This is a genomic window from Martelella sp. NC20 (assembly GCF_013459645.1).
Classification (GTDB): Bacteria; Pseudomonadota; Alphaproteobacteria; order Rhizobiales; family Rhizobiaceae; genus Martelella.
In genome coordinates this window covers 1035912-1047968 of sequence record NZ_CP054861.1, presented here as the reverse complement: position 1 = coordinate 1047968, position 12057 = coordinate 1035912, and the positions used below count along the sequence as shown (strand labels likewise).

Below are 12057 nucleotides of genomic sequence, written 5' to 3'. Positions count from 1 at the left end.
GCAGGGCGACGGGCCTCTGCCGCGGTGCTTCTGTGCGCCGAAGGTAAAACCCCGCCGGCCTGTGTCCTTTACAAAGCATTGTAAGACTTCCCGGTCCGAAAGGTCCCTGCCGCAATGGCCGCCATTTTCCGCAAGAAGTTCCTGGTCCTCACCGCCATCGCCGCGCTGCTGTTCGCCGTGTTCGCGGCGCTCGGCATCTGGCAGGTCTACCGGCTGCAGTGGAAGCTTGATCTGATTGCCGCCGTCGACGCCCGCGTCGCGGCGCCCGTGGCGCCCGCGCCGGGCCACGGGGCGGCGGTGACGCGCGAAAACGACGCCTATCGCCATGTCAGCGTCACCGGCAGCTATATCGAGATGGCGCAGACGCTGATCTACTATCCGACCCAGCTTGGCGCCGGCTATTTCGTGATGACGCCGCTTCTGCGGAATGACGGCAGCTATGTGCTGATCAATCGCGGTTTCGTGCCGGAGGGCAAGGAGGGCGATCCCGCCGATTACCGCCCGCCTGCCGGTGAGGTCACCGTCGAGGGCCTGCTCAGAATGCCGGAAAGCAAGGGCTGGCTGTTTTCGCGCGCCAGCGACCCGGTCAACGGCAAATGGTATCGCCGCGATGTGGCCTCGATCATGGCGACCAGAGGCCTGGTGCCGTTCGCGCCCTATTTCATCGATGCGGCGGCCAGCGGCCCGCCGGGCCAGCTGCCCATCGGCGGCCTGACGGTCGTCAAGTTCCGCAATTCCCATCTGAGCTACGCGCTGACATGGTTTGCGATGGCGCTTGGTACGCTCGCGCTTTACGTCTTCGTGCTGCGTTATGAACGGCGTCCGCCTTCGGCCGACGAGGAATAGCGGCTGGTTTCTCAAGGGGTTGCCATATGGCGATGCCTTTGCCGGCGTCATTTTCCGATGACCCCCTGCTTTTCTGACGCCTGTGGAAAGCGCGAAAGAAATCGCGCGTGCATGCGGGTTCAACTATCGGTTGGTAGCCCTTGCCCGTGGCGAGCGGTCATCTTGACGGCTATCGGCATTTTCCAGAGACCGATTCGCCGGGCCGGCTGTTTCTGCCACAGAAATGCGCGCCCGTTCCGGCTGCTGTTTCCTTCTGTCACATTGCGTTAACCCTGAATGTGGAAAAGAAACCCAGGGAACACTATATATGGTTAGTCTGGGCATTCCAGTTCGCACATATTGTGTTATGGTGATTCTATCGAATCAAGCTGATGCGTCAGCGGCGTCCGGTTTCAGGTTTTTTGAGTCCCCCTAGGCATGTGTCGAAGTGGTGTTCCCCGTGGACAATGCGACTTTTGCCGGGCTCCGAAGGGTAAAAAATACCAGTCCGGTCAATGCGTTCGACGGGACTGTTGAGAAATTGAGACGTTGACGGTTTGCAACCGCCGGCGTTTCGTCCAGCCGGACAATGGTCCGGCAAGAGGCTGCGCTTTGTTGAATGCCAACATTGTCCGCCTCGCCAGATGCGCGGAAAAGCGTCGAGGGTTCGCTCGGCGGCGCTTTTTTGAGAAAAATGATTATGCGAGGATAACGATGAAGATCACTGTCTATTCCAAACCGGCTTGCGTGCAGTGCAATGCGACGACCCGCGCGCTGGAGCGCAAGGGCCTCGATTATGAAATCGTCGATGTGTCGGTAGACAACGACGCCTATGATCAGGTCGTTGGCATGGGCTATCGTCAGGTGCCCGTCGTCGTCGCCGGTGAGCAGCACTGGTCGGGCTTCCGCCCGGACATGATCGGCGCGCTGGCCTGATCCTGATGCGCCGGTCTCAGGGACCGGCCGAACAAGGCGCATCGCCGCACCAGGATGCGGCGCTCGCTGGAGTGATCAGACGGCGCGTCACACGGGCGCGCCGTATTGGTGATGAGGAAAAGAGGATGACGGGGATGCTCGTCTATTATTCCAGCGCTACGGGCAATACCCACCGTTTCGTGTCGAAGACCGGCCTTCCGGCCAGGCGTCTCGGCCCCCAGGGCGATACGAAAAAGGTGGCGGAACCCTATGTGCTGGTGGTCCCGACCTATGCCGGCGGCGACGGCAGCGGGGCGGTGCCGAAACCGGTCATCCAGTTCCTCAACGATCCGGAAAACAGGGCGCTGATTCGCGGTGTCATCGCCTCCGGAAACACCAATTTCGGAAATACATACGGCATTGCCGGCGATATCATCTCGGCCAAATGCAAGGTACCATACCTCTATCGTTTCGAACTTCTCGGCACGCAGGAGGATGTCAGCAACGTCAGACAGGGACTGGAAGAGTTTTGGAAACGGCAGAATTGACAATGGCCACACGCGCCGAAGAAGAAACCGTGCTCGACAAGGCCGCCGCCAAGACCAAGGCGGCGACGGTCGACTACCATGCGCTCAACGCCATGCTCAACCTCTATGACGAGAAAGGGCACATCCAGTTCGAAGCGGACCGGATGGCGGCCAAGCAGTATTTCCTGCAGCATGTGAACCAGAACACCGTGTTCTTCCATAATCTGCGCGAAAAGCTCGATTACCTCGTCGACGAGGGCTATTACGAGCAGGACGTGCTCGACCAGTACGCCTTCAATTTCGTGCGCGACCTCTGGGACCGCGCCTTTGACAAGAAGTTCCGCTTCCAGACCTTCCTCGGCGCTTTCAAATATTACACCGCCTACACGCTGAAGACCTTCGACGGCAAACGCTATCTCGAGCGCTATGAGGACCGCGTCTGCATGGTGGCGCTGGCGCTGGCCAAGGGCGACGAGGCACTCGCCACCGCGCTGGTCGACGAGATCATCGCCGGTCGGTTCCAGCCCGCGACCCCGACCTTCCTGAACGCCGGCAAGAAGAGCCGCGGCGAATTGGTCTCCTGCTTCCTGCTGCGCATCGAAGACAACATGGAATCGATTGGCCGCTCGATCAATTCGGCGCTGCAACTTTCCAAGCGCGGCGGCGGCGTGGCGCTGTCGCTCACCAATATCCGCGAGCACGGCGCGCCGATCAAGAAGATCGAGAACCAGTCCTCCGGCGTCATCCCGGTGATGAAGCTGCTCGAGGACTCATTCTCCTACGCCAACCAGCTCGGCGCGCGCCAGGGCGCGGGCGCGGTCTATCTCAACGCCCACCACCCCGACATCATGCGCTTCCTCGACACCAAGCGCGAGAATGCCGACGAGAAGATCCGCATCAAGACGCTGTCGCTCGGCGTGGTGATCCCGGACATCACCTTCGAACTCGCCAAGAACAACGAGGACATGTACCTGTTCTCGCCCTATGACGTCGAGCGCGTCTACGGCAAGGCGATGACCGAGGTTTCGATCTCCGAACATTACCGCGAGATGGTCGACAATCCGGAAATCCGCAAGAAGAAGATCAATGCCCGCGCCTTCTTCCAGACGCTGGCCGAGCTGCAGTTCGAAAGCGGCTATCCCTATATCCTGTTCGAGGACACCGCCAACCGCGCCAACCCGGTCGCCGGACGGATCTCGATGAGCAATCTCTGCTCGGAAATCCTGCAGGTCTCGGAAGCCAGCGAATTCGACGAGGATTTGTCCTACAAGCACATGGGCAAGGACATTTCCTGCAATCTCGGTTCGATGAACATCGCCATGGCGATGGATTCCGACGATTTCGGCCGCACCGTCGATACCGCGATCCGGGCGCTGACGGCGGTTTCCGACATGAGCCACATCTCCTCGGTCCCCTCCGTCGAGAAGGGCAATGACGAAAGCCACGCCATCGGCCTCGGCCAGATGAACCTGCACGGCTATCTCGCCCGCGAGCGCGTCTATTACGGCTCGGAGGAAGGCGTCGATTTCACCAACATGTATTTCTACGCCGTGACCTATCACGCGCTGAAGGCCTCGAACCGGATCGCCGTCGAACGCGGCGTTTCCTTCGCGGACTTCGAGAATTCCAAATACGCAAGTGGCGAATATTTCGACAAATATACCGAGAAGGAATGGCAGCCTGCGACCGAGCGCGTGCGCGACCTGTTCGAAAAGGCCGGCATCACGCTGCCGACACAGGAAGACTGGCTTGCGCTGAAGGACGCGGTGATGAAGGGCGGTCTCTACAACCGCAACCTCCAGGCCGTGCCGCCGACGGGATCGATCTCCTACATCAACAACGCCACCGCCTCGATCCACCCGATCGTCTCCAAGATCGAGATCCGTAAGGAAGGCAAGATCGGCCGCGTCTATTATCCGGCGCCGTTCATGAACAACGACAATCTGGAATATTACCAGGACGCCTATGAGATCGGGCCGGACAAGATCATCGACACCTATGCGGCCGCGACCCAGCATGTCGATCAGGGCCTGTCGCTGACGCTGTTCTTCCGCGACACCGCCACCACCCGCGATGTCAACCGGGCGCAGATCTACGCCTGGAAGAAGGGCATCAAGACCATTTACTACATCCGTCTTCGGCAGATGGCGCTTTCGGGCACCGAGGTCGAAGGCTGCGTATCGTGCAGCCTGTGATGAGGGGAAAAAAGTCCATGAACATGCAGAAGAAGCCCGTCGTCACCGTGCCGCGCGCCGTCAACTGGAACCGGATCGTCGACGAAAAGGACCTTGAGGTCTGGAACCGTCTCACCGGCAATTTCTGGCTGCCCGAGAAAGTGCCGCTGTCGAACGACATTCCGTCATGGTCGACGCTGAAGGAAAGCGAGCAGCAGCTCACCATCCGCGTCTTCACCGGCCTGACGCTGCTCGACACCATCCAGAACACGGTCGGCGCGATCACGCTGATGCCGGATGCCGTCACCCAGCACGAAGAGGCGGTGCTGACGAATATTGCCTTCATGGAAGCCGTTCACGCCCGCTCCTATTCCTCGATCTTCTCCACGCTGTGCTCGATGCCGGAAGTCGATGATGCCTATCGCTGGTCGGAGGAAAACGCCTTCCTTCAGGAGAAATCGAAGCTCATCCTGCAGGAATACCGCGCCACCGATCCGCTTCGAAAGAAGGTCGCGAGCGTCTTCCTTGAGAGCTTCCTGTTCTATTCGGGCTTCTATCTGCCGATGTACTGGTCGAGCCGCGCCAAGCTCACCAACACCGCCGACCTGATCCGCCTGATCATCCGCGACGAGGCCGTGCACGGCTATTACATTGGCTACAAGTTCCAGCAGGGCCTGAAGAAGGTTTCCGACGCCGAGCGCGAGGCGATCAAGGACTTTACCTTCGGCCTGCTGTTCGAGCTTTATGAAATCGAAGCCAAATACACCGAGTCGCTTTACGATTCGGTCGGGCTGACCGAGGACGTGAAGGCCTTCCTGCATTACAACGCCAACAAGGCCCTGATGAATCTCGGCTTCGAGGCGCTGTTCCCGCCGGAGGCCTGCAAGGTCAACCCGGCGATCCTGTCGGCGCTGTCGCCCAACGCCGACGAGAATCACGACTTCTTCTCCGGCTCCGGCTCCTCCTACGTCATCGGCAAGGCGATCGCCACCGAGGACGACGACTGGGATTTCTGAGTTCCTGTTTCAAAGCAGATGAAAAAAGCCGGCCCGTGTTTCCATGAAACACGGGCCTTTGCATGTGTTGCCTTCTCTTTATGAATTGCCCTGTGTCAAACAGTGGCCATGATTTGTCTGCCATAATCATTGTAAGCCCTGACGGACATAACCGGAACGGGGCGATGGCAGAAAATGGGAGATAACGCCATGAACAATCCGAAAACAGCAGACCTCCGGGTGATCGTCACCGGCGGCGCCAGCGGTATCGGCGCGGCAACCGCGCGTCTTCTGGTCGAAGGCGGCGCGAAGGTGATGATCGCCGACCTTTCCGATGCGGCCGGCGAGAAGCTTGCCGGCGAACTCGGCGACAATGCCATCTATCAGCATCTCGATGTCACCAGCCCCGAGGAATGGCAGGATGCGGTGAAGCGCGCCACCGATTCCTTCGGCGGCGTCAATGCGCTGTTCAACAATGCCGGCATTGCGATGTTCTCCAGCGTGATCGACGCCACGCCTGAAGATTTCCGCAAGATCATGGATATCAACGCCAATGGCGTATTCTACGGCATGCATTTCACGGCGCCCGCGATCATCGCCGCCGGCGGCGGCGCGATCGTCAATACCTCCTCGACCGCAGGCCTGCAGGGCTATGCCTCGCTCGTCGGTTACGTCGCGTCGAAATGGGCCGTTCGCGGCATGACCAAGGCTGCGGCGCTGGATCTGGCGCGCGACAATGTCCGGGTCTGCTCGATCCATCCCGGCCCGATCGCGACCGCGATGACCGCCAGTCTGGATGATGCCATGGTAAAGGCCCAGCCCCTGCCGCGATTCGGGGAGCCCGAGGAAGTCGCCCGCCTCGTCCGCTTCCTGCTCACCGAGGCGACCTTCTCCACCGGCACGGAATTCATAATCGACGGCGGCGCAACCGTTGGCGCGGTCGAGGCGGTGAAATAGCAAGGACGAACCGCTACATGAATGAAGCCCCCCGTCTCCGGGGCGTGGGATCATCGGCCGGTTCTTCTGAACCGCCCGGTGATCTGGCTTCTTGGTTCGGCACATCGGGTTGTCGAAAAACCGGATTTCACTTTTTCACCCGACGGTCCGATGCGCTCGCTCTCCCGCCTGTCGTTCACACGCCGCGGTTCGCCAGTAGGGTGCTGGTCCCTTCCTCCAGGCTCGGAACGGTGACGATATAGTCGACCTTGCCGGATTTGTAGGCCTTCAGGAACTTGTAATAGTCCTTGAACACCAGGCAGCCATGGGAATCGCCGGGTGTGCGCAGCATGTAGGTGTGGGCGAGAATGCCGGTGCGGCCGAGCGGGTTGGTGCCGTCGACCGAGGTCATGCGCAGCGCGGGGACGCCGTGGAACAGCGATTCGCGCATGGTCAGCTTGTAGGTTGCCGCCGGCACCGCGCCGGCCATCTTCACATGGGTGCCGTTCGGGTTGTCGCGATATTTGCCCTTGCCGGAATGGGCCTCCATGACCTCGCCGTCCGGCATGTAGACCTTTGCGGCGGCGATATCGTAGACGGCGACCTTCTTGGTGCGGCCGGGAACATCGCCCATGATGTCGTCGAGATCGTCATGGCCGAAATCGGCATAGGCGAGCTGCATGCCGGCGGGCCGTTTGGCCGGCAGCGGCACTTCGCCCGGCGAAAGCCGCGAGGAATCGGCGCCCTGAAGCACCAGCTTGAAGGCATCGTCAGCCGTCGTGCCGCCGTCGCCCGGGGCAAGCGCGGCAAGCGCCGTGGATGGGTCCGCAGGCGTCGGCACGGCCGTCGGTGTTATCTTGGGCTGAAGCTCCGGTGGAATGCCGGCAAGCGCGATTTCGGAGGAGGCATTGTCGGCGATCTGGCGGCCGACCAGATCGCGCTGGAGATCATCAAGCGCAATGCGCCCCGCCTGTTTCACGCGCCCCGCCAGCAGCGCCTGCCGGATATCATCCGCGGCGAGCGCGGGTTTGGCGCGGGCCTGACCGTTGCGGGCAGCGATCAGCCTCGCCTCCTTCGCGCTCTGGGCGCGCTGGGGGGCTTTGAAGGCCGGATTGACCATGAGGTTGATGCCTCGCGAGGAGGCGAACTCAGGCCTGGAGACCGTTGCCGAAAGAATCGGCGACGAGGCGATGGTGATGATCGCGCCGCCGGCGATCGCAATCATGGCGACTGCGAGCGAAAGGCGTATAAAACCGCTCTTGCGATCTCGCCCGGGGCGGGATTTCGAATTCTTGATCGACGTCACGAAACACACTTCCTACGCAAAACTCAAAGACGGTGTGACAGGTGCCAGTCGGAAAAATACTGTGCGCAGGGTAAATTTTTCATTACGCCCGGGGCGGATCATGCGCGGTTTCCGGCATTCATTGCGGCCGGAGAAGGCGGCAAGGCTGTTGGATATAGAGTTTTGGCGAACGGGAAAAAAATTCTGTGACGGCATCTGGCTGGGTCCTCTGGCGCTGGCATTGGCCTTCTTCGTTCCGGATATTTGACCTTGACGTGTACGTCGCTTCCTTGGGTGAGCGCCTAAAATCCAAAATGGGAGAAAATGCGGCCTCACCGGATAAAACCTGAAAATGCGGACAGGACGAGGCTACCGCGTGTCTCTTTCATGAACGCGACGATCCGGGTCCATGATTGCCGGGCTTTCCGCCTTTTCTCCCGCCGCGTCCGTCACCGGGACGTATGGTCAGGACTTGCGGACGCCTCGGGAATACTGTCAAAGTCTCATTTTCGACGCCCCCGGGATCGTCCTTTAAGTTTGCCGGAGCGAGAGGATCGTTCCGGCTGCAGGGGGCGTGTGTCCGGATCTCTTTTTTTATGAGGCTCTTTTGATCGAACATTTTCATCTCGTGGCGACGATGGCGATTATCGTCGGAACGATCGGCCTTTACTCCCTTGACCGATTCCCGATCGAAGCGGTGTCGCTCGCCGCGTTCGGCCTGCTGCTGGTGCTGTTCGGCGCGTTCCCGTTTACGATGGAAGGCGGAAAGACGTTGCCGATCGAGGACATGCTCGCCGGGTTTTCCTCGCCGGCGCTGGTCACGGTGCTGGCCCTGCTGATCGTCGGCCAGGGCCTGTTTGCGACCGATGCGCTCGAGGGCGTGACCAACCGGATCGGACGGCTCTATGGTTCCAATCCGCGGCTGCTGATCATCGTTATCCTGGCAACCTGCGGCATCACCTCGGCGTTCCTGAACAACACGCCGGTCGTCGTCATCTTCATTCCGGTGCTGGCCTCGCTTGCCGCGCGGTTCCGCCTGCCGTCCTACCAGATATTCATGCCGCTCTCCTTCATCACCATTCTGGGCGGCATGACGACGATGATCGGCTCATCGACCAATCTGATCGCGGCGGGTGTCGCGGCCCGGGAGGGCGTCAATATCGGGTTTTTCGATATTACCGGCATGGGCGTCATTCTCGCCTCCGCCGGCGCTTTATATGTGCTGTTCGTGATGCCGCGGATTTTTACCCGGGAGAGTTCGGTAAAGCGGTTCGAACAGGAGAGCGCCGGCACCCAGTTTCTGGGCGAGGTGGTTCTGCTCGAGGCAAGCCGCTTTGTCGGGGAGCGCGCCCGCTCGGGTTTCTTTCCCGCGCTTGCGCCGATGTCGCTGCACGCCCTCGTTCGCGACGACAAGGTCCTGCTGCCGCCCTATGACGACGATCTGACGCTGCGGCCCCGCGACCGGCTGCAGATGACCGGGACCCGCAAGGGCTTCATGGATCTGCTGGCCAAGGGCGAGATCAGCCTGTCGACGCCGCCGGACGGAACCCTGCCGGCCGTGGAGCGGCGGGTCGGCGCGCATTATCACCTGGCCGAGGCGGTGATCACCCCCGGTTCGCTGTTCGAGGGGCGCACGGTGCGTTTCAGCGGCATCCAGCAGCGCTTCAACATCACCATATTCGGGGTCCGGCGGAAAAGCCGGATGACGCGGGCGCCGCTGTCGCAACTGCGCTTCGAGGCGGGCGACACGCTCCTGATCGGCGGCCGGGAGAACGATTTCGTCTCGATGCGCGGCAATCACGATATCCTGCTGCTCGAGCACTCGGCCCAGAGCGTGCCGCCGCGCGACAAGGCGCTGGTCGCAAGCGGCATATTCGCGGCGATCGTCATCCTGTCGGCCACGGGCCTGTCGCCGATGGTGGTCAACGCCGTTGCCGGCGCGCTGCTGATGATCCTGTTCGGCTGCCTGACGCTGCAGCAGGCAGCCCGCGCCTTCGACCGTCAGATATACCTGCTTGTCGGGGCGTCGATCGCAATGGCGACCGCGCTTCAGGCAACCGGCGGCGCGCAACTGATCGCGGAAGGCATCGTCGCGCTCGGCGGGGGCTCCTCGGCTTCGGTGATGATCGTGCTGCTGTTCGTCGGCGTCTCGATCCTCACCAATGTGCTGTCCAACAACGCGGCGGTCGCGCTGTTCATCCCGATCGGCCTCAGCATGGCCCATCAGATCGGCGCGCCGCCGGAAGCCTTCGCCGCAGCCGTGATCTACGCCGCCAATTGCTCGTTCGCCACCCCGATCGGCTACCAGACCAATCTCATGGTCATGGGGCCGGGCCATTACAGTTTCGGCGATTTCATCCGCGCCGGCGTGCCGCTGATCGTGCTGCTCACCGTGGTGTTCGCGCTGGCGGCGCCCTGGTATTACGGGCTTTGATCGAGGCCGGCGGTCCGGCACCAGCTTTCGAGCGCCTTACCGATGGCCGCCTGCGGTGCGCCGTTGCGGTCGAAACCCCACCAGATGATGGCGCCTTGCCAGAGGCTTGCCATCTGCCTGCCCAGCGCCGGGTCACGCCCGAGTCTGCGCGTGAGCGCGGCTGAAAGCCGGTCGCCCCAGGCGCTGCCGCGCGCCCTGAGCGCCGGGTTGCGCATGTCTTCCCGCAGAAGTGGCAAACCACCATCGAGACCATGTTCGGGATCGGGCGTGAGATGCAGAAGAAGATCGACCGCGCCGCGGGGCGAAACCGGGAAAGCGGCATCGGCGGCTTCTGTCGCCTCATCGAGCTGGTCCCAGGCGAACAGCAGTATGGCCTCGATCATCGCCTTGCGATCGCCGAATCGCTGCACCAGCGTCGGCGCAGAAAGGCCGCTTCGCGCCGAAGCCTTCGCGAAGGTCAGGCCATCCGGGCCGATCTCGGCCACGGCGTCGAGCAATATGGCGAGGAGAGCCAGCTCGGAAATTGTCTTGTTTCTAGGCATGAGACGTTTATAAATGAATATTCATTTATAAACAAGGAGCGCACATGGCTAAAATTGTGGGTTATATCGCGGCCAGCCTTGATGGCTTCATCGCGGGGCATGACGACAATCTCGATTGGCTGTTCCGCTATGACGGCCTCGACCTCGGCGAGCATGACTATAATCGCTATCTGGAGCGGATCGGCACCGTGGTCATGGGGCGGGGCACCTATGACTTTCTGGACCGCATGGAAGGCCCCTGGCCATACGATGGCAAGCGGGCGCTGGTCGTTACATCACGCCCCATCGACCGCCCGAAGGGCGCGATCGAGGCAAGGACGGATATCGACAGCCTGATTGCGGAATTGCGGGCGCTGGCCGATGGCGACGTCTGGATGCTCGGCGGCGGCAAGCTGCAGATGGCATTCATCGAGCGGAGCGCGCTCGATGAGATCGAGATCTATCTCATGCCGGAACTCATCGGCGGGGGCCAACCGCTGTTTCCGGCAACGGGATTTGCGGCACAGCCGCGCCTGATCAGCGCGAAGGCGCTCGACCGGGGCTGCGTCAGGCTGCATTACGCGTTCCCTCAGGCTTCCGTCGTCCGGTAGTCGAGCCCGATATCGAGTACCGGGGCGGAATGGGTCAGCCAGCCGATCGAGATCAGGTCGACGCCGGCCCTGGCGACCGCACCTGCCGTCTCGGGCGTGATGCCGCCGGATGCCTCGGTGATCGCGCGGCCGGCGACGATCGCGACGGCTTCGCTGAGCGTCTCCGGCGACATGTTGTCGAGCAGCACGGCGTCAGCGCCCTCGTCCATCGCCTCGCGGAGCTGGTCGAGCGTGTCGACTTCGACCTCGATCTTGACCATATGGCCGGCGTTCTTCTTCGCCGCCTGAAGCGCCGGGCGGATGCCGCTGGCGATCGCGATGTGGTTGTCCTTGATCAGCACGGCATCGGCGAGCGAGAAGCGGTGATTGCCGCCGCCGCCGGCCTTCACGGCGTATTTCTCCAGCGCCCGGAGCCCCGGCGTGGTCTTGCGGGTGCAGACGATCGCCGCGCCGGTGCCGGCGACTGCCGCAACGACCCCGGCGGTCACCGTCGCTATGCCGGAAAGGTGGCCGAGGAAATTGAGCGCGGTGCGCTCGCCCGTCAAGAGCCCGCGCGAGGGGCCGGTCACGGTCGCGACGACATCGCCGGCTTCGACCTTCCCGCCATCCTCGACATGCCGGGTCATGACGATTGCGGGATCGGTGAGCGTGAAGGCGAGTTCGGCGGCATCGAGGCCTGCGATCACGCCCGGCCTGCGCGCCGCCATCACCACGGTGGAGCGGTGGCCGGCCGGGATCACGGCATTGGCGGTGATATCGCCGGCAAGGCCGAGGTCTTCCTCAAGCGCGCGGCGGACAGTGGGTTCGATGATCAGGCGGGGCAGCATGGATGTG

The 12057-nt window shown here is 61.9% G+C and carries 12 protein-coding genes; 9 read left to right on the top strand and 3 right to left on the bottom strand.

Features of this window, described 5'->3' with window-relative positions:
• The first annotated feature begins 114 nt into the window (after positions 1–114).
• The 6 genes from HQ843_RS05115 (at position 115) to HQ843_RS05090 (ending at position 6393) form a co-directional block, all read left to right on the top strand.
• On the top strand, positions 115–846 hold the full coding sequence (locus HQ843_RS05115; protein ID WP_180899536.1) for an SURF1 family protein: 732 nt from the start codon (positions 115–117) through the stop codon (positions 844–846).
• A 693-nt stretch (positions 847–1539) separates the two neighbouring features.
• The gene (gene nrdH, locus HQ843_RS05110; RefSeq protein ID WP_180899537.1) at positions 1540–1761 is read left to right on the top strand and encodes a glutaredoxin-like protein NrdH; all 222 of its coding nucleotides are present in this window, start codon (positions 1540–1542) and stop codon (positions 1759–1761) included.
• Positions 1762–1886: 125 nt separating this feature from the next.
• On the top strand, positions 1887–2288 hold the full coding sequence (gene nrdI / locus HQ843_RS05105) for a class Ib ribonucleoside-diphosphate reductase assembly flavoprotein NrdI (protein WP_180899538.1): 402 nt from the start codon (positions 1887–1889) through the stop codon (positions 2286–2288).
• 2 nt (positions 2289–2290) lie between these two features.
• Positions 2291–4462, top strand: a complete 2172-nt coding sequence (nrdE, locus tag HQ843_RS05100; protein WP_246710284.1) for a class 1b ribonucleoside-diphosphate reductase subunit alpha — start codon at positions 2291–2293, stop codon at positions 4460–4462.
• Between the two features lie 17 nt (positions 4463–4479).
• Positions 4480–5457, top strand: a complete 978-nt coding sequence (nrdF, locus tag HQ843_RS05095) for a class 1b ribonucleoside-diphosphate reductase subunit beta (RefSeq protein WP_180899539.1) — start codon at positions 4480–4482, stop codon at positions 5455–5457.
• Positions 5458–5646: 189 nt separating this feature from the next.
• Positions 5647–6393 carry an SDR family oxidoreductase gene (locus tag HQ843_RS05090; RefSeq protein WP_180899540.1) on the top strand — a complete coding sequence of 249 codons (747 nt, stop codon included), beginning with the start codon at positions 5647–5649 and terminating at the stop codon, positions 6391–6393.
• A 175-nt stretch (positions 6394–6568) separates the two neighbouring features.
• On the opposite strand, the gene HQ843_RS05085 is transcribed toward HQ843_RS05090, so the two are convergent.
• The gene (locus tag HQ843_RS05085; RefSeq protein ID WP_246710283.1) at positions 6569–7678 is read right to left on the bottom strand and encodes a DUF2778 domain-containing protein; all 1110 of its coding nucleotides are present in this window, start codon (positions 7676–7678) and stop codon (positions 6569–6571) included.
• Between HQ843_RS05085 and HQ843_RS05080 the strand changes: the two genes are divergently transcribed.
• Positions 7665–7925: a hypothetical protein gene (locus tag HQ843_RS05080; RefSeq protein ID WP_180899541.1), complete on the top strand. Its 261-nt coding sequence runs from the start codon at positions 7665–7667 to the stop codon at positions 7923–7925. The genes HQ843_RS05085 and HQ843_RS05080 overlap by 14 nt on opposite strands.
• A 339-nt stretch (positions 7926–8264) precedes the next feature.
• A complete protein-coding gene (locus HQ843_RS05075) occupies positions 8265–10091 on the top strand; it encodes an SLC13 family permease (RefSeq protein WP_180899542.1) in 1827 nt (608 codons plus the stop codon).
• On the opposite strand, the gene HQ843_RS05070 is transcribed toward HQ843_RS05075, so the two are convergent.
• A complete protein-coding gene (locus HQ843_RS05070; RefSeq protein WP_180899543.1) occupies positions 10079–10633 on the bottom strand; it encodes a TetR/AcrR family transcriptional regulator in 555 nt (184 codons plus the stop codon). The two genes, HQ843_RS05075 and HQ843_RS05070, sit on opposite strands and share 13 nt — an antisense overlap.
• 44 nt (positions 10634–10677) lie before the next feature.
• Between HQ843_RS05070 and HQ843_RS05065 the strand changes: the two genes are divergently transcribed.
• Positions 10678–11223 carry a dihydrofolate reductase family protein gene (locus HQ843_RS05065; RefSeq protein WP_180899544.1) on the top strand — a complete coding sequence of 182 codons (546 nt, stop codon included), beginning with the start codon at positions 10678–10680 and terminating at the stop codon, positions 11221–11223.
• On the opposite strand, the gene nadC is transcribed toward HQ843_RS05065, so the two are convergent.
• Complete coding sequence (nadC, locus tag HQ843_RS05060) at positions 11202–12050, bottom strand: carboxylating nicotinate-nucleotide diphosphorylase (RefSeq protein ID WP_180899545.1); 849 nt, start codon at positions 12048–12050, stop codon at positions 11202–11204. The genes HQ843_RS05065 and nadC overlap by 22 nt on opposite strands.
• Positions 12051–12057 lie beyond the last annotated feature (7 nt).

Bases quoted from the DNA above. Each gene is read 5' to 3' on its own strand.
- HQ843_RS05115 (WP_180899536.1), top strand. From the start codon at position 115: ATGGCCGCCATTTTCCGCAAGAAGTTCCTGGTCCTCACCGCCATCGCC.
- nrdH (WP_180899537.1), top strand. From the start codon at position 1,540: ATGAAGATCACTGTCTATTCCAAACCGGCTTGCGTGCAGTGCAATGCG.
- nrdI (WP_180899538.1), top strand. From the start codon at position 1,887: ATGACGGGGATGCTCGTCTATTATTCCAGCGCTACGGGCAATACCCAC.
- nrdE (WP_246710284.1), top strand. From the start codon at position 2,291: ATGGCCACACGCGCCGAAGAAGAAACCGTGCTCGACAAGGCCGCCGCC.
- nrdF (WP_180899539.1), top strand. From the start codon at position 4,480: ATGAACATGCAGAAGAAGCCCGTCGTCACCGTGCCGCGCGCCGTCAAC.
- HQ843_RS05090 (WP_180899540.1), top strand. From the start codon at position 5,647: ATGAACAATCCGAAAACAGCAGACCTCCGGGTGATCGTCACCGGCGGC.
- HQ843_RS05070 (WP_180899543.1), bottom strand. From the start codon at position 10,633: ATGCCTAGAAACAAGACAATTTCCGAGCTGGCTCTCCTCGCCATATTG.
- HQ843_RS05065 (WP_180899544.1), top strand. From the start codon at position 10,678: ATGGCTAAAATTGTGGGTTATATCGCGGCCAGCCTTGATGGCTTCATC.
- nadC (WP_180899545.1), bottom strand. From the start codon at position 12,050: ATGCTGCCCCGCCTGATCATCGAACCCACTGTCCGCCGCGCGCTTGAG.